This window comes from Herbaspirillum rubrisubalbicans (assembly GCF_003719195.1).
Lineage (GTDB): Bacteria > Pseudomonadota > Gammaproteobacteria > Burkholderiales > Burkholderiaceae_D > Herbaspirillum > Herbaspirillum rubrisubalbicans.
Genome location: NZ_CP024996.1, coordinates 1,710,184 through 1,732,494, shown reverse-complemented (window position 1 = coordinate 1,732,494; position 22,311 = coordinate 1,710,184). Strand labels below are relative to the sequence as shown.

The window sequence follows — 22,311 nt, the reverse complement described above, 5'->3', positions numbered from 1 at the left end:
CATTCAGGCGCATCAGAAACCGCGCCATCGCCAGGAGATAGATACATGGCCTTACCTGCCCTTCATCACCCGTGCTGGCAAAAACTTGCCAACGGCGGCCTCGCCAAACTGGAGTCTCAAAACCTGGGGGCGCAACTGCTGGTCAAGCGCCTTGAGCGCAGCCAAGCCCCGATCGCCGAACGAGCCGCTGAAGTCCATGCTTTCTTCGTCAAGTGGGAACGCATCCTTGTGCGCGAAATTTCCCTGTTCAATACCCTCTGAGGAAACGTCATGAACCGACTCATCACCGTAGAAGAAACCAAAGAACTGATCGCAAGCGGCCAATGCCTATCACTGGCGGGTGCGGAATGCTTGCTGGACCAACTGCCTGCAGGCAATTGGATCGGCGGCACAACCCCCTACTTCATCACGGAGGACGGTGGCGTGGTCTCGCAGGACATGATCTTCGCCACCACTCTCTCCGAATTGGGACAAGCTTCGGTCGCCCACTTTGCCGCAGAGGAACTGGCTGGCATCTGCGCCAATGCACCCGAAAATGGCTTCGCGCTGACCATCATTCCGGCCGGCAGCAAGGCTCACAAGAATTTCGCCGCCGATGCGGGCAATTTCGAAGGCGCGTTTCTCCGTCCGACGGTCGGCTGGATCGCTGGCGTCCACCTCTCCGAGCTGGGTCACAGCACGCCCAAGGTCTATGACGGTCGTGGCCCTCACAAGTACGAAGACATGGCCGTGGTCGCTTACGTGGCACTGCCCGAGGACAAGCTGGCCTCCATCGAGATCATCAATCTGTTCGAACCGGAAGAGGGAGACGTGCTGCGCTTCCACGACACCAACTTCGAAGTCGATGAATGCGAGGTCAATGGTGAACGCACCAACTTCTCCGAATACATCCGTCAACGCGGGCTGGACCATGGCCACTTGCCCCTGGTCGGCGACTTCGGTGGCGCCCACCTGAATGTCTCGCTACAACATGTCGCTAGCGACCATGGCAAGACCCAGCTCTATGCTCCCGTCTTTGCCGGAGTCGATTATCGATTCGCCAAACCCGTGACCGACTATGCTGCCGCCTTCCAGGTACGGCTCAACGAACAGCAGGCTCAGGGCCAGGTGATGTCGTGCAATTGCATTCTCAACTTCGTCTTTGGCGATCTGGAAGGCAAGTCCATCGGTGGCTTGGCAGGTCCGGTCACGTTTGGTGAAATCGCCTATCAGTTGCTCAACCAGACGCTGGTGGTGCTGCGTATTCACTAAGCCGGATGGCTTTCGTCACCTATCTTCCCTAAGCACGATGCCCCGCCCATCCATGAGCGGGGCATCGCTTTTTGAAGGTTTCACGTTCCGACTAGATACCGAGCCGGAACGTGTACCGCCTCAACTGCAAGGCGCGCCCCTTCGTCAGAAGGTTTCCCACTCCTCATCCGCTTTCTTGTGACTGGACGAAGCTGCAGTCCTGACCGCCTCACTCTTCTTTGGTGAAGGCAGCGGGGCAGCTTCCCGCAAGACGGGCTTGGTGACTGCAGCCGCAACCGGGGCTGGGGCCGGACGGGGCGCTACACGGGCCGGAGCGACTCGTGCTTGTGACGTACCCGCCACCTTGAACACCCCCACCGCCGCACGCAACTCGACAGCCTGCTCCGACATCGCCTGTGCGGCGGCAGCCGCCTGCTCCACCAGCGCCGCGTTTTGCTGGGTGACCTGATCCATCTGGACCAGCGCCTGGTTGACCTGTTCGATGCCGGCGGTCTGCTCCGAAGAAGCGGCGCTGATCTCGTTCATGATGTCGGTCACATTGCGCACGGCCTGCACCACTTCACCGATGGTCTTACCGGCCTCCCCCACCAATTGCGTGCCCCGTCCGACGCGCTCGGTGGAGAGCGTGATGAGATCCTTGACGTCCTTGGCCGCGCCAGCACTGCGCTGCGCCAGTGAACGCACCTCGCTGGCCACCACCGCGAAGCCGCGCCCCTGCTCGCCGGCACGGGCCGCTTCGACGGCCGCGTTGAGCGCCAGGATATTGGTCTGGAAGGCGATGCCTTCAATGACCGTGATGATGTCCGACACCTTGCTGGAACTGTCCGAAATCTCGTTCATGGTATCGATGACGCGACTGACCACTTCGCCGCCCTTGACCGCCAGACCCGATGCATTCTCGGCCAAGGCATTGGCCTGCTTGGCATTGTCGGAGTTCTGGCGCACGGTGGAAGTCAGTTGCTCCATGCTGGAGGCGGTCTCCTCCAACGAGGCCGCCTGCTCTTCGGTGCGCTGGGACAAGTCGGTATTGCCGGTGGCAATCTCGCCCGCGGCCACCGTGATCGATTCGCCCGAGGCCTGGATGCCGCGCACGATATTGGTCAGTTGATCTTTCATGCTCACCAGCGATGCCATCAGGCTGGTACGATCGTTGGGCTTGAGCGCCACAGCCACCGTCAGATCCCCGGCTGCGATGGACTGTGCCACCGAAGCGGCCTGGGCAGGTTCGCCACCCAGTGCATGAAGGATGCTGCGGGTGATGGTAAAGCCCGCGCCGATGGCCAACAGGATAGTGACGGCACCCGCACCGATGAGCGTCCACAAGGTCGATTGGCTCAAGGTATGCACCAACTCGCTGCGTACCGACAGCAGCGACTCCTCGGCCTGGACGAATTCCTGCTGCACGGCACGGAAGCGATCCATGTATATCTTGTCGTGGGTGGCGCCGAAATAGCTTTGCAGCTCCTGGGTGGAGGCATTGGCATTGGCCTCTTTTCTCAGTTTCATCAACATCTGATCGACTTCCTCGATCTTGTCGGTCAGATCGAGCATTTCGGCCAGGCGCTTCTGCTGGGCAGGATTGTCGGCAGTCAGCGATTTGGCCTTCTCGAAGGCCGTGCGGAAATTCTTGCGTCCAATCTTGTAGGGATCCAGAAAGGCTTCATTGCCCGACGCCACGTAACCGCGAATGCCGGTTTCGACATTGACCATATTGAGCAGCATGTCGTCGGCCGCCCCCATCACCTCATAGGTGTGGACATTCATGCCACTGGCTTCTTCAAGCCTGGCAAAATTGAATAAGGACACGCTGCTGCCAATCAACGAGACGACGACCAACACCAGAAATGCCAGGCCGAGCTTCCTGCCGACCGTGAGTGATGAAAACATGCTTTCCCCTTCTAAAGATGTATTGGCGATATGGAGTGAAGGCTGGCGTAGCGGCTTGTCCCCGGCACGACGAAGCAAGAGCCCCTCTTGTCAACGTGCCAGCCGGCAAGCGAACCTAGTTTGTCTTGCCAGCCTTTGCCTGAGCGACAACGGCGGCAGTCCTGGCGAGCAGGGCCGATCTTGCCTGGCTGTCGATGGCGGCTTCTTCGAATGTTTCCTGCAAGCTCTCCAGGATGCTTCCCAAACGCGCCAACTGATGCAACAGCACCCGGACTTCCTCATCCGGCACTGGGCTTTCTGCATTTCCCTTCAGCATTCGGTGCTCTCCCTGGAGTAATTGGCTGTGATGCCAGCCTTCGGGGATTGTCGGCATTCCCTACAATTGGGGCGTTATTGTTGTGAAATATATGTAAATTAATCACAAAGCCCGGAAAAAGTTGTAATCTTGTCAGTTGTCTAAAGATTCATAAAATGCCACGGCGTGAGACTTCCGCGTCCAAAGCCGCCGGCAACGGGCGGAACAGGTGGTCACCACGTTGGAACGACCGGTGCTTTATCGATCGCGGGATCGCCCAGATCAGAACAAGTTGCAACAATGTTGCATATATTTGCCACTCCCTATAACATCGCGGCAAATGCAACACTATTGCAAATACCCTCGCTCATCGTCCAAGCGCACGCTCGGGCATCACCACATCACTGTCTGGCTGGCCATCGTGATCGTGGTGCTTCAGCTATGGAGCAGTGGTTTTCATCATCATGCATTGAGCGACAAGAGCGACGATTGCGTCGCCTGCCAGTGGGCGGAACAAGACCTGCCGCCGCCCCCTCATGTACCGCAAGCCGATCTGTCGGCCTTGCAGTATTTCCTGGCAGGCAGCACCTTGGTAGCGCCACTGTATTTCTTCCGGCAACCCATCAGTCCTTATCTCGCCCCTTATTCCCAGGCGCCACCCGAAGTGTCTTCGCGGCACTGATTCACTGACTCACTCTGTCAATTCATTCTGACGACTGCCTCGCAAGGAGCGCAGTCCGACTTCGTTTATCCCAGGGAAACCCTCATGCATTCCAACCTGTTGCGGCTGCGCGCCCTCAGCACCCTCATCGCACTGGCCTACGGCACCATTTCGCTTCCTGCCTACGCGCAATCCGTTGCGACCACACCCCCAAGTGGCAGTGACGCACAGAGCACAGCCAATTCCTCGGCCGGCACCGCTGCCCTGCCCACCATTTCGGTCTCTTCCGAGCGTCTGGACCGGGCGCGCAATGGCATCCTGGTGGAAACCGGCAGCAGCGCCTATCACATCGGCCCACAGGACATCCAGGCCTTGCCGCTGGGCGAAAACACGCCCTTCAATGACTTGCTGCTGCAAGCGCCGGGCGTGGCGCAGGATTCGTATGGTCAGTTGCACGTGCGCGGCGACCATGCCAACCTGCAATATCGTCTCAACGGCATCCTGCTGCCGGAAAGCATTTCCGGCTTCGGACAGACGCTCGATACCCGCTTCGTCGACAGCGTCAATCTGCTCACCGGTGCCCTGCCGGCGCAATACGGCTATCGCACCGCCGGCATCGTCGATATCCATACCAAGACCGGACACCTCACACCGGGTGGCGATATCGGCGTGGTCATGGGCAGCAACAACACGCGCCAGGTCAATGGCCAGGCCAATGGCATCGTCAACGGCATCAGCTACTACGTCACCGGTTCGCTGGACGCCAACAATCTGGGCATCGAAAACCCCACCGGCTCCTCCTCGGCATTGCATGACCGCACCACCCAGAGCAAGGCCTTTGGGTATTTCTCCTACCTGATCAATCCAGATACGCGCCTGAGCCTGATCCTGGCCAATACCAACAGCCACTTCCAGATTCCCAATACACCAGGACAGACCCCGAGCTTCAATGTCGCGGGCGGCAACGTCGCCTCCGAGAACCTGAACGAAACCCAGAATGAGATCACCCGCTACGGCATCCTGTCCCTGCAGGGCGTGATCGGCGAGGACATCGATTACCAGATCGCCGCCTTCAGTCGCTATACCGGCGTGAAGTTCCAGCCAGATAACCTGGGTGACCTGATGTACACCGGGGTATCGACCCAGGTCGCGCGCGCGGGCCTGGCCAACGGTCTGCAGGCGGACGGTAGCTATCGTCTCAACGACCGCCATACCTTGCGCAGTGGCATCTCCTATACCCGCGAAACCCTGACCAACAGCGATCAATCCCTGACCTTGCCGACCGACGCCGACGGCAACCAGAGCAGCGACACGCCCATTGCCATCAGCGATGGCAACCGCAAGATCACTACCGAAGTGGGGGTGTATCTGCAGGACGAATGGAAGATCAGTGACGCGCTCACGCTCAATTACGGCGCCCGCTTCGACAAGTTGAATGCCTATGTCACCGGCAGCCAGTTGAGCCCGCGCATCGGCATGGTGTATCAGCTCAATGAGCGCACCACCTTGCACGCCGGCTATGCCCGCTACTTCACGCCTCCTACCAGCGAACTGATCCCGGCCAGCACTATCAACAACTTCGCCAACACCACCGGCGCACCACCCACCAATGGCAACGATGCGGTGCAGCCGGAGCGCTCCAATACCTATGACCTGGGCCTGAGCCACAAGCTGACCAATCATCTCACCCTGGGCGTGGATGGCTATTACAAGCAAGTCACCAACCTGCTCGATGAAGGCCAGTTCGGTTCGGCCCTGCTCTATACGCCGTTCAATTACTCGCAGGGCAAGATCTATGGTGTGGAACTGACGCTGAACTATCGCAAGGATAATCTGGCAGCCTATTTCAACCTGGCGCGCGCTACCGCACTGGGCAAGAACATCGCCTCGAGCCAATACAATTTCGGCCAGGATGAACTCAACTACATCGCCAATAACTGGGTGCATCTGGATCACGACCAGGCGATCACGGTCTCGGCCGGGGCCTCCTATGTGGACCATGACACCACCTATAGTGGCAGCGTGGTATCGGGTAGCGGCTTGCGCAGCGGCTTTGCCAATACAGAGCACCTGCCCTATTACACCAGCATCAATCTGTCGGTGGCGCATGAGTTCAAGGATTCGCCGATTGGCGATACGACGCTGCGCCTGAGCGCCATCAACGTGCTCGATTCAGTCTATGAAATCCGCGATGGTAGCGGTATCGGGGTCGGAGCACCGCAGTATGGACAACGACGCGGGCTGTATCTGGCCATGACCAAGCACTTCTGATGAGGGATGGCACGCGGGCTGCAACGCTCGCGTGCCGTTTTTTTGCCCTTGAATTGATCTATGCGGCTTTTACAGCGATTTGATGCGCTGTCGTTGATCCAGTCCCTTCTCCCGGCAGTTTCTTCTGGAGTAAGCTTGGCCTCACTGCCCTGCCTGATGGTGGAAGAAATCTTCAGTGGCAGGCCGATATCCACAGGACTTCAGGGGGAAACGATGAAAGTAGCTTCATATCAGCCTTTCCAGTCATCCAGCCAGCGGATCGAACAAGGCTACCAGGGAGATGCCGCCAAGGCATTTTCTGCCGTTCTGGCGCAAACCAGCAAGCAGACCAACGACGCCAGCCCATCCGCTACCGGCGCGACTGCCTCGACCAATCGTAATATTTCGTCCATGACGCCGGCAGAAATGCGCAGCTTCGCCAAGGAGCTTTACAGCGCCGGAAAGATCGATCTGGAAGAACTGATGAGCCTGACCCTGGTCGGCCCGATCGGCAAGGCCGGGCCGCACGGCGAATTCATTCCGTTTTCCGAAAGCGAGCGCCAGGCCATCGACAACACCCCGGTGAACTACCATCAGATCGCCGCGACCTACATCGCACGCATCGAAAGCGATGGACGTCAGCTCGACCCTACCTCGGGCTACCAGAAATGGCGTGCGATACAGGCGGCGCTGAAGAACTACCCGTCTTGAGCCCCGACGTCGCAGAAATCGCTGCAATCGCTGCAATCATTGCACCTTCACGATCACATAGGCTGTCGAGAACACCCGCCCTGCCGTGACCGTTTTGCCTGGCAGCTTTTGCAGCGTGGCCGTGAGCCGCTTTTCCACTGTGTACTGTCCCACGGGTGCCGATGACGGTGCAGGCGATGTCGGAGTGGCTTGCGGCTCGGGGACGGTGAGGCGATGCCAGCCGGCATTGCGTCCCGATGGCAACGACTGCGGCAGCCATTGCCCGCTCACGGATGAACTCAACCATTGCATCTGTTGATGCGTATCGGCGTCACTGAGGCTGATCCCCACACCCTTGGCCACTGTGGGATCGGTAGCGTAGTGGTCCGAGAGCAGATAGCGCACGCCCCGGTCCTGATTGACGTATCCCAGCAACTGCGCGGCCGCCAGTGCGCCTGGCGAGACCTGGAGTCCAAAAGCGGTCTGGTTGTCGTCGGTACCTGCAGCATAGGATGGTTTGCTGTTGGTGCCTTCATCACAGCGAAACGACAGGGTGAACTCCACCTGCCGCGTCTGCCCCAGATTAAGCTCAGTCTCGGAGATGCTCGGAAACACCACTTCAGGCGTCACGTTCTGTACCACGCAGGAGGGCAGGATACTTAATGTGGCCCCCATGCGCATACCAAACGCGATGCCATTGGCCGCGCCAAAGAACAGATAACGATAGGCGTGATCCTCGCCATCATCATCCATATCGCCGCTGGCCCGGTTGTAACCCGGTCCGCGTAGCATCAGATAGCCATTGGGCTGAGTGCAGGTGTAGGCCACCGCGGCCCAGCGCCGGTTATCGGGCTTCTTGGCGCACCAGTTGCTGGTGCCGGTCCCGGGGCTGATGTCCGAGACGCGCGCCACCTCGGCCTTGATCGGACTGAGATGCTTGGCGCGGATCAGAATCTTCTTTCCGGCCTGGTCGATGTCATAGGTATCGAGGCGGCTGGATTGGTAATAGCGGGAAAAGACCTTGCCCGAACGCAGATGCGTGAGCCGGATGGCGACCCCGGGAAACCATGTGCGGTAAAAACCGGCGAGCCCGTCCTGGGTGCCGATCTCGGAAAAGCCGCCGACGCGGTCATCGCCATTGGTAGAAAACACTTCATCGATCTGGCCGGCATCAGCGAGATCGCAAGTCCACAGCAGCGTATCGCCGTTGATCCCGGAGGCTTCGGCGGCAGTGGCCACGGCACTGCCCAACAAGGTGCCGGCAGGCTGGAGCACCGTACTGGCCAGGTTGATGCGACCGAACCAGAACTGGGCAGAGCCGCCGTCACTGAGTGGTGTAAACGGATAATCGGCACGATTGTTGCGCTTGCATTTGGACTGCGCATCACCGGCTGCCAGCAGCCACAACGTGACCGCCAGCAGAAGGTACAAAACGTGGTTGCCCGCGCTATGGCGGGGCGATCGGTTTGACATGGAAAGGTTCGACCAGGATGGGAAAACCAACGATCATCGCCATGACCAGGCTTCCGATCAATAGGCTCATCCTGCCATCGACATGGGCCTATGCCCATCCACCTCCAACAGACGCCTTTGGGATTTTTCCCATACCACAATCAGGTTTCGCCCTGCCCGCAATGGGAGTAGCGCGATCCTCGCACAGCCCTGGTCGCCCCTATGATTCGGTTATGCAGGACGCTGCAGTTGACGTCCGCATTCGCCGTTTTCTGTCGAGAGCAACCGATTCCTTTTGGGGGTAAGCATGAAAAAACCGTTCGCAATCCTATTGTTGATCTCACCGTCGCTGGTCATGGCAGCAGGCAATACGATCCATTTCCGTGGACAGGTCAACACCCAGACCTGCCAGGTGATGGTCGATGGTGCCGCCAATCCCGTCGTGCTATTGCCCACGGTGGCCTCGGGCGATCTGGTCGCCGCTGGCAGTGCCGCCGGAGAAACGCCCTTCGTGGTCAGTGTCAGTGGCTGCACCTCATCGGCATCGAATGCGCTGAAGGTCAAGACCCAGTTCCTGGCCAGTAGCGCCACCAGCGGCAACAATATTCCCAACCTGGGTACCGCCAAGAACGTGGCGCTGCAATTGCGCAAGAGCATGGGCGGTGACGCCATCAGGCTGGTCGGCGGCAGCGCCGTCTCGGTCGATGGTCTGGAGATCGCGACAGGGGCTAGCAGCGCCTCGCATACGTTCTCCGTGCGTTACGTCTCCGAAGCCGGTGCGGCTGCAGCCGGATCGGTGATAGGCTCGGTACAGTACGCTCTGGACTACCTCTGACGAGCTGACGCGACTGATCCTCAGGATCAGTCCATTCTCCACCAGAGCTTCTGGACCAGTGTTGTAGCAGTCCCCCTGCATGAACTCTCCAGATCAGCGAGCCATGCCTTGGCTGGCCGTCATCCCCCCTTCCTTCTTCGCATCGCTTTGAGCGCCGCCGCAGCCCTGCTGCGGCGGGGCTGCCGTTGTTGACATGAAAAAAACAAGTTTGCTCGCAGGACTCATCATGACGTTGGCATGGCTGAGCAGCGCAGGCGCTCACGCCAGCGTGACGATGCTTGGCACGCGTGTCATCTATCCCGCCAGTGCCAGCGATCAGGCACTGCGCTTTAGCAATCCTGACGATCATCCCAATCTGGTCCAGGTATGGCTCGATGACGGCCATACCGAGGATACCGCGCCCGGCCCCTCACCGTTCATGGTGATCCCGCCGGTATTCCGGGTGGAACCCCGCGGTGGTCAGGTGGTGCGCCTGTCCTACGTGGGGGCAGCGTTACCGCAGGATCGCGAATCCCTGTTCTTTCTCAATTTCCTGCAAGTGCCGGCACTGAAAGCGGACTCTGTCGGCGAGAACCAGTTGGTGCTCACCGTGCGCAGCCGCATGAAGTTGTTCTATCGCCCGCTGGGGTTGGACAACGAGGAAGAGGCGGCACGCGCGCCGGATGCACTGACGTTCGTCATCGAACCAGCTGGTGCTGGTGCTGGTGCCAGCATCGTGGCGCGCAATGCCAGTGCCTACCACGTGGTTCTCCAGCAGGCCGCGCTGCTGTCGAATGGGCAGCCGCAGGAACTGGCCAGCGCCACCATGATCGGCCCCTTTGAAGAACTGCGCTGGCCCCTGGCGCAGACACCTGCGGATCGGACCGGGCTGCGCCTGCAACTGCGCATCGTCAACGATGTCGGGGTGGAGATCGTGCGCGACTATCCCCTCCATTGACGGCCATGGCGATGAAGCAAGGCACCTCGCCGCCGCTGAGTGCAACATGGGCGGCGCTATCGATTGGCACCGGCCTGTTGTGCATGGAGCCGGTAGCTGCAGCCCAGCCAGAGCAGTCCTATCGCTTCCTTGAGGCGCTGGAAATGGCCTCCCCGATCAACAAGGGTAGTCTGTCCCGCTTCAACCGGATCGGCAATATCGAGCCCGGCACTTACAGCCTGGATGTCTTCGTCAACGGCAGCTTCAGCCATCGCCGCTCGCTGCGTTTGGATCTGTTCGAAGGACAGGGGGCAGCCGCGTGTTTCAAGGCCGAGGATGCGGCGCTGCTCAATCTGCGCCCGGACCTGATAGCACGATTGGGCCAGCGCGAATGTGCCCGTATCGATGAACTGGCTGCCGGAGCCCAGGCCGTGCTCGACCTTTCGAACCTGCGCATCAACGTCAGCATCCCGCAGTCGCAGCTCAAGCACGTGGCACGTGGTTACATCGATCCAGAACTCTACGATGCCGGAGAAACCATGGGCTTTCTCAACTACAGCATCAGCCAGTATTACTCACGCACCGCCCAGGCCCGTCAGGATGCGACCTACGGCTTCACCCACAGTGGCCTCAACCTCGGTCTGTGGCGCTTGCGCCAGCAAGGCAGCCTGGCCTATGACAAGCGCAACGGACTGAACTGGAATCCGGTGCGCACCTATGCCAAGCGCGCCTTGCCTGACTGGACCAGCGAACTGACGGTGGGCGAAAACTTCACCTCGGGCAACCTGCTCTCCGGCCTGGCCTACCAGGGGATAGAACTGAGTTCGGATGAGCGTATGCTGCCCGATTCCCTGCGCGGCTATGCGCCAGTCATCCGCGGGACAGCCCGCAGCAATGCGCAAGTCATCGTCCACCAGAAGGGGCGCGAAATCTATCGCACGACCGTCGCGCCGGGCAACTTCATCATCGACGATCTGTATCCGACCAGCTACAACGGCGATCTCGATGTGACCGTGATCGAGGCCGATGGCTCGCGCGCCAACTTCAGCGTGCCATTCTCCGCCCTGCCTGAATCCATGCGTCCCGGTCGCTCGCGCTACAGCCTGACACTGGGTCGCACGCGCGACACCGATACCAGGGCGCTGTTCATGGACGCCCTCTATCAACGCGGCCTGAGCAATGCCATCACGGCCAACCTCGGCACACGCCTGGCCTGGGGCTACCAGTCTGCAGTATTGGGGACGACCCTGGCCGGGCCGCTGGGATCGCTGGGGCTGGCGCTGAACTATTCACATGCCGCTAGCGGGCGCAACACCAGCGGTGGCTGGATGCTGGGCCTATCGTATTCCCACACCTTCGACGCCACGGGCACCCATTTTTCCATTGCCAGCTACCGCTACTCGACAGCGGGGTATCGCGAGCTGGCCGATGTGCTCAGCGAGCGGCTGGCCTGGCGCACCGGCACTGGCAATTCTGCGCTGGGCAATTCCACCAGCTACCAGCAGCATTCGCGCTTTGACCTATCGCTCAGTCAGCAGCTCGGCAGCGCTGGTTCGCTCTATCTCTCGGGCCTGACGCAAACTTTCTATCACGACCGTAGCCGCATCACCCAATTGCAGTTCGGTTATTCGACCATGAGGAGCAATGGCATGAGCATCAATCTGGCATTCCAGCGACAGCAGCTCAGTGCCACACCCGGTGCTCCTGAGAGTATCAGCGGGCTGCTACCAGCAACGGCCCGGCCAGGATCATCGATCATGCTGTCATTGTCCATTCCGCTGGGCAAGCAAGGTGGCCAGGGACATGCACTGAGCACGTCCCTGGTCAAGGCAGAGGGTCAGGACTTGTACCAGTCGCAGGTATCAGGAATGCTACCGGGCGCCCATCAACTCAACTACAGCCTCGGCACCAGCCACGCACCCGGCGGCCAACAGGACAGTATCAATGGCAACCTCGGAGCCGGCCTGCCCAAGGCCCATCTCAATGTCAACCTGACCCGCGGACGTGACTACTGGCAGGCCGCGCTCAATGCCAGGGGAGCACTGGCAGTACATGACGGCGGCATCACCTTCGGCCCCTATCTGGGGGATACCTTTGCCCTGGTTGAAGCCAAAGGTGCGCAAGGCGCCAAACTCTTCAATGGCCAGGGGGCAGTGATCGATGACAACGGCTTCGCCTTGCTGCCGTCCTTGTCTCCCTATCATCGCAATGTCGTGGAACTGGCCAGCACGGGCGCGAACCAGAAAAGCGAGATCCTGGAAAGCCAGCGCATCGTGATTCCCTATGCCGGCGCCACCCTCAAGCTCAGTTTCAGGACGCGCGCCGGACATGCCATGCTGATCAGGCTGCATCGCGAGAATGGCGAACCCCTGCCCATGGGCGCCGACGTGCTCGATGAGCAAGGGGAAATGGTGGGCATGGTCGGACAAGGCAGCCAGGCCTATCTACGCAGCGACCGCGTGCGCGCCAAGCTCTTGGTACGCTGGGGTGATGGCCAGCAGGAGCGCTGCGCAGCCCAGTATGATCTGCAAGGGCAAGACCTCAGCTCGCCCTTGCTGCGCTTGACGGCGAACTGTATCGCTGCGCCCCGGCGCGAGCAATTCCTGCCGGCCGATGCCAGCCGCCCCGATGCAAGGTCTAGCCCTCAATGAAGACGCTGACTGCTTGCCTGTGGCTGCTCATGAGCTTATGCGGTATCACAGAGGCCGGCGTGATGCCGGAGCGTACCCGTCTGGTCTTGAGTCAAGGGAGCGCCGACATCAGCCTGCGCCTGGCCAACACCAACGCTTACCCGGTGCTGCTGCAGAGTTGGGTCGATCGGGGCGAGGGCAACCTGGCGCCCGATACGGTAGTCTCGTCGATGTTCGTCATGCCTGCGGTACTGCGACTGCAACCACACGACATCAGCCAGATCCGGGTGCTCTACACCGGCGATCCCTTGCCCGCAGACAGGGAATCCGTGTTCTGGCTCAATCTCTACGAAATCCCTCTGCTCCACCCCGACCAGCCGCAGGAGGCCGCGCGCTTGCTGCTAGGTCTCAATACCCAGATCAAGCTGTTCTACCGCCCGCCCGGATTGTCCGACCCGGGTCCACAGTGGCACACCGCATTGCACTTTCACCTGGAAATGCAAGCGCGGCAATGGGTGCTCGTATGCCGCAACGACAGTCCCTACTTCGTCTCGTTTGCCACCCTGCGACTGAGCGATGGCGCTCGGCAGTTTGCGCCTGGCCTCATGCCCGACATGATGGTCCCGCCCTTCGGCCAGCAGCGCTACCTATTGGCAGAGACCGACAGACTCACGCAGTGGCAGGCTCCCCACCTGCTCTACCAGATGCTGAACGACGATGGACGTGTCATCGAACACCAGATCACGCTGGCGCTACCAGCCCCTCTCTGAAAGAAGATGTCATCATTGACCGCATCAAGCTCGACCGCTCGTTTGTTGCTGCCCTGCTCGGCAATTCCCTGTACAGTCGCCTGATCGAAAAGATCCTGGCCTTGGCCGCCGTATTCGGTGCCACCGTTACAGCCGAAGGGATAGAGAAGCGACCCGGCCAGTTGAGCTCCGGTCACAACGAACGTACCGCGAAAAACCAAACCAGAAGAGGGAGATCACCATGGCAACCAAGGGGATGATGATACGGGTCGCAATCGCAGATGACTATCCGGTGGTCCTGCGGGGGATCGAAGCCATCCTGGCACCTTGCCCCGATATCACGCTGGCTTTCTCGGCCGAGAGCATTACTCAACTCATGGCTTGCCTGGAGCAGGCAGCAGTCGATGTGCTGCTGTGCGACTATGCCTTCGATGATGATCCCCAGGCTGATGGTATCGATCTGCTCAAGCGTCTGCGCCGCCATCATCCGGCAGTCAAGGTGATCTTCCTCAGCGCCCACGCCCAGCCGCACATCATCTCCAGCGCCCTGGAACTGGGCGCGGTCGGCTTCATCGGCAAGAGTCGCAGCGATTTCGTCAATCTGCCGCAAGCCATCTACTGCGTTCAGAATGGGCAAGTGTATCTACCGCAATCGCTGTCCTCGGCGCTCTTGGGCAACCTGTATCGCGTCCATACGCGCCAGAGCGGCCTGGGACAACTCTCCGAGCGCGAACTGACGGTCGCGCGCATGATCTGCCAGGGCATGTCGATTGGCACCATCGCCGAGCGCCTCAAGCGTAGCCCCAAGACCATCAGCAACCAGAAAGTGGCCGCCATGAAGAAACTGGGTGTGAGCAATGACGTCGAGTTGAGTCGCGTGTTCCAGACCCTGGACAACTGAATCCTGCCATGCCGCACAAGATCCTGGCCCGCTCCGAGCGCTACTATCGTCGGCTGCTCTATAGCTGTGCCAGCCTGCTGTCGGTGGCCATCGTGTGTGCCATGCTGTTTCTCGGCTACAGCGCCTTTTCGCAGTTCCGGGAACGCCAGATCGCCAGCTTCACCGGCAAGCGCGAGCAGATCAAGTCCGAGGTCGATAGGCTCACCGCACGGGTGATCCAGTTTGCCGAGATGTATGCGCGTCTCCAGCATCTCTACAAAAAAGAACTGCTGGTACTGGACAGCTACGCCGATCTCATCGATGCCGAGCCCATCATTCGCAGTCCAGAGAGTCTGACGGTGGTACCGTTTTCCTTGCTGGTGGGGCGTGACACGGCAACCGACCGCGGGCGCCTGGCCAACCTGCTGCTCCTGCTGCGCCAGGCCTCGGCGCTGCCGATGTTCAACCCGTCCGCGCCGGGCGTCACCCTGGATGGTTTCATCTATACCGGTGACGCCGGTTTCCTGGCAGTCTCGCCACCTCTGTCAGAGGAAGAAAGCGATCAAGTTCGACAACTGGGCGTATCGCGTTTCATCAATGCCATCAGCGCCCCGGTCAACACCGCCTTTGCTGCCGAACGCGAACGTGCAGCGCAGGCACAGGGCAGCAACGGACAGCGGGTGCTGTGGATGAGCCCGACCTTGAGCACGCCACTGAGGCGCGCTGCCGTCACCAGGCTGGCCGTGCGCATCTCGCTCGAAAAAGGCGATGAAGCCACCGCTGTCTTTTCGGTCCCGGCCAGCCAGTTCCGCCAGTTCTTTCTGAAAGATGAACAGACACCTGGGCTGTTCGTCTTCGAAGGCCAGGGCAGCACACGTCTGCTGAGCCAACCGGATGAACGTATCGATACGGCAATGATGCAGCACATCCTGGAGCACGTGCGGCACGACATGGCGCCGCATGACCTGAACGGTCACTTCCATGACGATGGCACTTTCTTCATCGCCCAAACCATCGAGGGCCCGGAATGGGTGGTGGTCTATATCTTCACTTGGCGCGATGTGCTGGCCGGTCTGCAGGGCAATTTCACCACCGGTGCCTTGTGGGGATTGTTTGCACTGCTGTTCGTGTGGGTCGCCACACTCTATTTCGACCGCTGCGTGATCGGCCCACTGCAAAAAAAAGCGCTGGCCATGGTAGAGACCCGCCAGTTCAGCCAGACCATCATCGATACGCTGCCAGTAGGTATCGCCGTCTATGCCCACGGTTCGGGCGAGCTCGTGCTGCGCAACGCGGTGACCACGCAGATGCTGGACCAATCCGCATTGTCAGCCAGTAGCTTCTATGCCCAGATCCTCATTGCCGTGCGCGCCGCTGACGATCTGCGCCAGAGCATGATCGAGGCTGAACTGCCGCTACGCGATGGCGGCGTCAGCCACCTGGGTGCCGTCTGGTCACGCACCCGCTTTTCTGGTCAGGACGTACTGCTGCTGGGCCTGATCGATCTCAACATGCAAAAGGCGCACGAAGCCCTGATGCGCGAAGCCAAGAGCATGGCTGATCGCGCCAACCAGGCCAAGTCCATGTTCCTGGCCCAGGTCAGCCATGAAATCAGAACGCCCCTGCACGGGGCAATCGGACACATGGAGTTGCTGGCCCGCGAACACTTGTCGCCTTCGCAGCACCAGCGCGTTGAACTCATCCGCCATGCCTTCGACATGCTCATGAGCCTGGTCAACGACATCCTCGACATCACCAAGATCGAGACACAGAGCATCACCCTGGCCGCGGAAGAGCTCAGGGTCAATGACCTGCTGGAAGAATGCGCGCAATTGTTTGCCCCCTTGGCGCTGGACAAGGGCTTGCAATTCCACTGCCTGCCCTGTGCCGCGCTGGAGCAGCCTGTGCGGGGTGACCCGCGCCGTCTGCTACAGATCCTGCAAAATCTGGTAGGCAACGCGGTCAAGTTCACCGCCAGCGGCGGCATCACGCTCTCCGCGCAGTTGCTGCAGAGTTCCCAAGACAAAAGCATCGTGCGATTCGAAGTCGCCGATACCGGTATCGGCATTTCCCCCAGCGCGCGCCAGCGCATCTTCAAGTCCCTGCAACAGGCCGACGACAGCATCAGCCAGCGTTTCGGCGGCACTGGCCTGGGCCTGTCGCTGTGTCGACGCCTGGCCGAATTGATGGGCGGCGACATCACTCTGGATAGCGAAGTCGGAAAGGGCAGCACGTTCGGGGCCGAGATTTCACTGGCGAGAATTCAACAAGCAGAGCAAGCGTGCGTGCCTCCACTGCAAGGCAGGAAGGTGGTCGTGCATGTGCAAGATCCGGCTACGGCGGCGATGCTGCGCGCGTACCTGCAGCACTGGGGTGCCGAATTCGTAGCGCCGGCCTCTGCGACCCCGGCAATGCTCCATCTGGTCGCGCCGGACGGAATAGCGGCGTTCATGTCCACACCGATGAACACGTCGATAGCAAGCGTACTGATTCGTCCCGACGTGGTCCGCCAAAGCAGCAGCATGGGGCACTGGCGCCATGTCAGCGCCTTCGATCGCCGTGCCTGGTGCTGCGCCCTGGCCGACCACGCGCCGACCGCAACGGCATCTGCGCCAGGTCTGGTAGTCAACCCGGACGTTGCTGGCGCATTGGAGGTGCTGGTGGTGGAAGATGACTACGTCAACCTGACCCTGATCGAACAACAATTGCGGGTGCTCGGCTGCAAACACCTGCGCCTAGCGCGTGATGGCCAGGATGCGCTGGCCCAGTGGCGGGCACATCGACCGGACCTGCTCATTACCGACCTGGGCATACCGGAACTGGATGGCGTCTCTCTGGCCAGGCGCGTGCGCCAAGAGCAGAGGCAGGCCCGCATCATCGCCACCACCGCCGCTGGCCCGGCAAGCCTGGCGCAATTACCGGCTGGCTTGTTCGATGCCGTGCTCTACAAACCGAGCTCACTGGAGCAACTGCGAGAACTGCTGACCCGATTCGGTCAAGCGCCTGCGCCGCTGCAAACTCTGACCGAGCCGCTGGATCGGGTATTGCTGGAAGCTTTCCGTCAAACGTGGCCACAGGACAAGCACAAGCTACAGCAGGCGCTCCAAGCACGTGATGCGCAACGGGTCATGCGCATCCTGCATCGCTTGCAGGGTGGCTTGCAAGCGCTGGGCCGGGAGCAATTGGCAGCCCGCAATCAGGCTCTGCAGGCGGCTGTCGCTGCGGCTGAGGTAAGTGTCTGGCGTGATTGTGAGCACTGGATTGACGCAGTGGAGGATGTGATTTGAATGCCTCATGCATCGGGCTCTCCAGTCATCCACGTCCTCGCGTCGCTTATCGAGCCTGCTGAAGCGCCGCCACAGCGATGCGTCAGCCAATAATGGCAGTTCAGGTTTGATTGCCGTCGCAATTTCCTACGCCCCAAATTCCCTCTCGCCATTTCCTACAGACACTAGAGAGACACGCTGATCGTCATGCCTGAAGACGTCGCCTTACGATGATTCGACTTTTCTGGTCCGTCGGGCCGATCCGACGGTCATCCTCTTCTTAGGATAGATGCCAATATGAAGATCGACTTGCCATCACATCTCGGCTTGCACGCCAGGACGCTACGCTTGATGAGCTCTTTTTCCGGTGCCCTGGCCCTGGGTCTGTTCACTCAAGGAGCTCATGCAGATCCTTCCCCAGCACTGGATCGCTTCAGCCTGTCCGCAGGCGGTTATTACGTCAATCCGACCTTCAACATCCAGGGCAATACGCGTTATGGCTCGGCTCAAAGCGGCGACATCGACCGCAACCGCACCACCCTGCCACGCGTGCGCGCCGAACTCCTGCTGGGCGACAGCCACGGGCTGTCCTTCGATTACTTCCGCTACCGTAATGACTACGACTACAGCACCACGCGCTCCTTCAATGTCGGTGGCACGCCAGCGATCCTGGCCGGCACGGCCAACGCCAACATCGAAGTGGACTTTGCCTCGCTAGCCTACAAGTGGTGGCTGGGCAAAGGTAATGACGTGTTCGGCATCGGCCTGGGTGCCGGTTATTACCGCGCCCACTATGACCTCCGCGCCAATGGCGTGTTCAACGGCAGCACCGGCGCACTCAACGAGAGCAGCACCGAGAAAACCTTTGCACCGCTGGTGGAGCTCGGCTGGAAGCACGCCTTCAGCAAGGATCTGCGCCTGTATGCCGAGGCTTCGGGCGTCAAGAAGAACTGGGGGACGGTGACTGGCCACATCTACGGTGCGGCACTAGGCGTGGAATGGTATCCGCTGAAAAACCTCGGCATCGGTGCCGACTATGGCATCACCCGTATTCATATCGAGCGTGACGGTGGCAATTCGCAGGCCGCGTTCGATGTCAAGCTGACTGGGCCGTCGGCCTATCTGAAAGTGCGGTTCTGATCTACCAGTGCCAGGGGACGGATCAACGTCGCTTTTGAGACATAAAAAAACGCCTAACCATTGAAAATCAATAGGTTAGGCGTTCTGTTCTGGCGGAGAGGGGGGGATTCGAACCCCCGATAGGCTATGAACCTATACACGCTTTCCAGGCGTGCGACTTAAACCACTCATCCACCTCTCCTGGATTCGGGTTCGCGTTCAGCGAAGCCATGCATTATAGCAAGCTTTGCAGCGAAGCCAAGTCTTTTCTCAATATTTTTCCAAAAAGACCATAAAAAAGCCGGCAGGGCCGGCGCCCGTACCACAGCGCCCTGCCCTGCCGGCTCGCTGGCCACCCGCTTGAAGCGGGCGTGCCATTGTCTTACTGGGCTTCCTTCAACTGGTCCAGGATGGCCGGGTTTTCCAACGTGGAGACATCCTGGGTGATGGCTTCGCCCTTGGCCAGCACGCGCAGCAGGCGGCGCATGATCTTGCCGGAGCGGGTCTTGGGCAAGTTGTCGCCGAAGCGGATTTCCTTGGGCTTGGCAATCGGGCCGATTTCCTTGGCTACCCAGTCGCGCAACTCCTTGGCGATCTGCTTGGCTTCCTCGCCAGTGGGGCGCGGGCGCTTCAGGACCACGAACGCGCAGATCGATTCGCCGGTGGTCTCATCCGGTTTGCCCACCACCGCTGCTTCGGCCACGATGCTGTTGGCCACCAGCGCCGATTCGATTTCCATGGTGCCCATGCGGTGGCCGGAGACGTTCAGCACATCATCGATACGACCAGTGATGGTGAAGTAACCCGTTTCCTTGTTGCGCACCGCGCCGTCGCCAGCCAGGTAGATGTTGCCACCCAGCTCCTCGGGGAAATAGCTCTTCTTGAAACGTTCCGGGTCATTCCAGATGGTGCGGATCATCGACGGCCACGGGCGCTTGACCACCAGGATGCCGCCATTGCCATTGGGCAGGTCATGCCCGGTCTCATCGACGATGGCCGCCGTGATGCCCGGCAGCGGCAAGGTGCAGGAACCCGGCACTTGCGGCGTGGCGCCCGGCAGCGGCGAAATCATGTGGCCACCGGTCTCGGTCTGCCAGAAGGTATCGACGATGGGGCAGTTCTCGCGACCCACGTTCTTGTAGTACCACATCCAGGCTTCCGGGTTGATGGGCTCGCCCACCGAACCCAGGATGCGCAGCGTGGACAGGTCGTATTGCTTGGGATGGACCTTCTCATCGGCATCGGCCGCCTTGATCAGCGAGCGGATGGCGGTGGGCGCGGTGTAGAAGATGGTGGCCTTGTGACGCGCTACCATGTCCCAGAAGCGGCCGGCGTTGGGATAGGTCGGCACGCCTTCGAAGACGATCTGCGTCGCGCCCACGGCCAGCGGGCCATAGGCGATATAGGTGTGGCCGGTGATCCAACCGATGTCGGCGGTACACCAGTAGACATCGTCGGGCTTGATGTCGAAGGTCCACTTCATGGTCAGCACGGCCCACAGCAGGTAGCCGGCCGAGGCGTGCTGCACGCCCTTGGGCTTGCCGGTGGAACCGGAGGTGTAGAGGATGAACAGGGGATGCTCTGCATCGACCCATTCCGGCTCGCAGGTAGCGGCCTGGTTGGCCATCACGTCGGAGAGCCACAGATCACGGCCCTGGACCCAGTTGAGCTCGGCGCCGGTACGCTTGTAGACGATCACCTGCTTCAGGGTGTCGCAACCGCCCATGGCCAGGGCTTCGTCGACGATGGACTTGAGCGGAAGCTGCTTGCCGCCGCGTACCTGGTAGTCGGCGGTCACCACGGCCACCGCGCCGGCGTCGATCACGCGTTCATGCAAGGACTTGGCTGAGAAGCCGCCGAAGACCACCGAGTGGGTGGCGCCGATGCGCGCGCAGGCCTGCATGGCGGCCACGCCTTCGACCGACATGGGCATGTAGATGACTACGCGGTCGCCCTTCTTGATGCCCAGCGACTTCAAGCCATTGGCGAACTGGCAGACCTTCTGGTGCAGCTCACGATAGGAGACGCGGGTGACCTGGCCGTCGTCGGACTCGAAGATGATGGCGGTCTTGTCGGCGTTGCCGTTCTCCAGGTTGACGTCCAGGCAGTTGTAGGACACGTTGACCTGGCCATCGGCGAACCATTTGTAGAACGGTGCGTTGGATTCATCCAAGGTCTGGGTGAAGGGCTTGTGCCACTTCAGGTTGTCCTTGGCCAGTCTGGCCCAGGTGCCTTCGTAGTCGTTGGCGAATTCGGCGTTCAGCGCATGGTAGGCGTCCATGCCTGAAATGGCGGCGTGCTTGGCCAGTTCGGCCGGCGGTGCGAATACGCGATTCTCTTGCTTGAAAGTTTCGATGTCTGCCACGGTAGTCTCCACAAGGTTTGTTTTTGCTTTCCGCAAAACATAGGCCGCTTCACTTACTCAGTCCTTACACTGCAGCCATGCGCGCAAGCAAGGCAGGCACTGGGCCGCCCCGGTCGCCATCGAAGGCGATCTTCGATGGCAACCTTCATATCGCTGTTTCACTCTTGCCTCTTATGTTCACCCTTCCCAGCTTTTCCAGCCTTATGTCCAGGACAACATTTTGACATTCTGGCACAGGACGGTGTTTCCCGCAGGCACCTGCCGCATCATATTTGATCTGCGACAGCCTGAAGGGTCGTCCACGGAATCGGCTCAAGGGCGTGTAGAATACGGCCCCAAATCCGAAGCCGAGCTTGCGGTGACAAGCCTGGCACCATCATCGGATATCGCCACCATCCGCCAGAATCAAGCGTACTGTACAGACCCATGAAAAACCTGTCGCCCCAGCCTCCCCGCAAGATCGGCATCCTGCCCAACCTGATTTTCATGAGCCGCTGGCTGCAGCTACCGCTGTACCTGGGGCTGATCCTGGCGCAATGCGTCTACGTCTATCACTTCTGGGTCGAGCTGGTGGACCTGATCGGTGCGGCCATGGGCAGCGCCAGTTCACTGGACCATATCCTCGATGCGGTGGCCATTCCCGGCGCCATCCGCCCGGAAAAGCTCAATGAACAAACCATCATGCTGGTGGTACTGGCGCTGATCGACGTGGTGATGATTTCCAACCTGCTGATCATGGTGATCGTGGGAGGATATGAAACTTTCGTCTCACGCATGAACCTGGAAGGCCACCCTGACCAGCCCGAGTGGTTGTCGCATGTGAATGCTTCGGTACTGAAGGTCAAGCTGGCCACGGCCATCATCGGCATTTCCTCGATCCACCTGTTGAAGACCTTCATCAATGCCAACCTGTACGATGCCAAGACCCTCATTGCGCAGACCGGCATCCACATCGCTTTCCTCTTGTCGGCCATGGCCATCGCCTACTGTGACCGCTTGATGGTCCATCCTTCCGAGCCATCCGCCCCATCCGACAAGCCGCACTGAGTTTGCCCCATCCACACC

17 protein-coding genes and 1 tRNA gene are annotated in these 22,311 nt (G+C 60.1%); 13 read left to right on the top strand and 5 right to left on the bottom strand.

Going from position 1 to position 22,311, the window contains the following annotated elements:
• Positions 1 to 45 precede the first annotated feature (45 nt).
• Positions 46 to 261 (top strand): hypothetical protein, encoded by a 216-nt coding sequence (locus RC54_RS07655; RefSeq protein ID WP_058894867.1) that lies wholly within the window; start codon positions 46 to 48, stop codon positions 259 to 261.
• A 9-nt stretch (positions 262 to 270) separates the two neighbouring features.
• Entirely contained in the window at positions 271 to 1,251 is a 981-nt protein-coding gene (locus RC54_RS07650; RefSeq protein ID WP_058894866.1) for a DUF6976 family protein, read from the top strand.
• Between the two features lie 144 nt (positions 1,252 to 1,395).
• Here RC54_RS07650 and RC54_RS07645 read toward each other — a convergent pair whose 3' ends face one another.
• Together RC54_RS07645 and RC54_RS07640 are read right to left on the bottom strand one after the other, a co-directional pair.
• The gene (locus RC54_RS07645; protein ID WP_061789110.1) at positions 1,396 to 3,138 is read right to left on the bottom strand and encodes a methyl-accepting chemotaxis protein; all 1,743 of its coding nucleotides are present in this window, start codon (positions 3,136 to 3,138) and stop codon (positions 1,396 to 1,398) included.
• 115 nt (positions 3,139 to 3,253) lie between these two features.
• On the bottom strand, positions 3,254 to 3,454 hold the full coding sequence (locus RC54_RS07640; protein ID WP_058894864.1) for a hypothetical protein: 201 nt from the start codon (positions 3,452 to 3,454) through the stop codon (positions 3,254 to 3,256).
• 319 nt (positions 3,455 to 3,773) lie between these two features.
• Between RC54_RS07640 and RC54_RS07635 the strand changes: the two genes are divergently transcribed.
• From RC54_RS07635 to RC54_RS07625, 3 genes are all read left to right on the top strand, one after another.
• Positions 3,774 to 4,115 (top strand): hypothetical protein, encoded by a 342-nt coding sequence (locus RC54_RS07635; protein ID WP_244216458.1) that lies wholly within the window; start codon positions 3,774 to 3,776, stop codon positions 4,113 to 4,115.
• Positions 4,116 to 4,199: 84 nt separating this feature from the next.
• Positions 4,200 to 6,365, top strand: a complete 2,166-nt coding sequence (locus RC54_RS07630) for a TonB-dependent receptor (protein WP_061789109.1) — start codon at positions 4,200 to 4,202, stop codon at positions 6,363 to 6,365.
• 135 nt (positions 6,366 to 6,500) lie between these two features.
• On the top strand, positions 6,501 to 7,055 hold the full coding sequence (locus RC54_RS07625; protein ID WP_231739036.1) for a hypothetical protein: 555 nt from the start codon (positions 6,501 to 6,503) through the stop codon (positions 7,053 to 7,055).
• Positions 7,056 to 7,091: 36 nt separating this feature from the next.
• Here the strand turns inward: RC54_RS07625 and RC54_RS07620 are convergent, their stop codons facing one another.
• Positions 7,092 to 8,537, bottom strand: coding sequence for a fimbrial protein (locus RC54_RS07620; RefSeq protein WP_244216457.1), 1,446 nt, complete (start codon positions 8,535 to 8,537; stop codon positions 7,092 to 7,094).
• 256 nt (positions 8,538 to 8,793) lie between these two features.
• On the opposite strand from RC54_RS07620, the gene RC54_RS07615 reads away from it, so the two are divergent.
• From RC54_RS07615 to RC54_RS07580, 7 genes are all read left to right on the top strand, one after another.
• On the top strand, positions 8,794 to 9,321 hold the full coding sequence (locus RC54_RS07615) for a fimbrial protein (protein WP_174526079.1): 528 nt from the start codon (positions 8,794 to 8,796) through the stop codon (positions 9,319 to 9,321).
• Between the two features lie 226 nt (positions 9,322 to 9,547).
• On the top strand, positions 9,548 to 10,258 hold the full coding sequence (locus RC54_RS07610; protein ID WP_061789106.1) for a fimbrial biogenesis chaperone: 711 nt from the start codon (positions 9,548 to 9,550) through the stop codon (positions 10,256 to 10,258).
• Positions 10,259 to 10,263: 5 nt separating this feature from the next.
• Positions 10,264 to 12,888 (top strand): fimbria/pilus outer membrane usher protein, encoded by a 2,625-nt coding sequence (locus RC54_RS07605; protein WP_061789105.1) that lies wholly within the window; start codon positions 10,264 to 10,266, stop codon positions 12,886 to 12,888.
• Positions 12,885 to 13,637, top strand: a complete 753-nt coding sequence (locus tag RC54_RS07600; RefSeq protein WP_061789104.1) for a fimbrial biogenesis chaperone — start codon at positions 12,885 to 12,887, stop codon at positions 13,635 to 13,637. The genes RC54_RS07605 and RC54_RS07600 overlap by 4 nt, the downstream gene beginning before the upstream one ends.
• A gap of 235 nt (positions 13,638 to 13,872) precedes the next feature.
• Entirely contained in the window at positions 13,873 to 14,517 is a 645-nt protein-coding gene (locus RC54_RS07590; protein ID WP_058894856.1) for a response regulator, read from the top strand.
• Positions 14,518 to 14,525: 8 nt separating this feature from the next.
• A complete protein-coding gene (locus RC54_RS07585) occupies positions 14,526 to 17,783 on the top strand; it encodes a hybrid sensor histidine kinase/response regulator (protein WP_061789103.1) in 3,258 nt (1,085 codons plus the stop codon).
• Between the two features lie 330 nt (positions 17,784 to 18,113).
• Complete coding sequence (locus RC54_RS07580) at positions 18,114 to 18,902, top strand: hypothetical protein (protein WP_231739033.1); 789 nt, start codon at positions 18,114 to 18,116, stop codon at positions 18,900 to 18,902.
• Positions 18,903 to 18,992: 90 nt separating this feature from the next.
• On the opposite strand, the gene RC54_RS07575 is transcribed toward RC54_RS07580, so the two are convergent.
• Positions 18,993 to 19,083 (bottom strand) — tRNA-Ser (locus tag RC54_RS07575).
• 180 nt (positions 19,084 to 19,263) lie between these two features.
• Positions 19,264 to 21,246, bottom strand: a complete 1,983-nt coding sequence (gene acs / locus RC54_RS07570; protein WP_061789102.1) for an acetate--CoA ligase — start codon at positions 21,244 to 21,246, stop codon at positions 19,264 to 19,266.
• A 426-nt stretch (positions 21,247 to 21,672) separates the two neighbouring features.
• Between acs and RC54_RS07565 the strand changes: the two genes are divergently transcribed.
• Positions 21,673 to 22,293 carry a YqhA family protein gene (locus RC54_RS07565; protein ID WP_017454392.1) on the top strand — a complete coding sequence of 207 codons (621 nt, stop codon included), beginning with the start codon at positions 21,673 to 21,675 and terminating at the stop codon, positions 22,291 to 22,293.
• Positions 22,294 to 22,311: the final 18 nt, after the last annotated feature.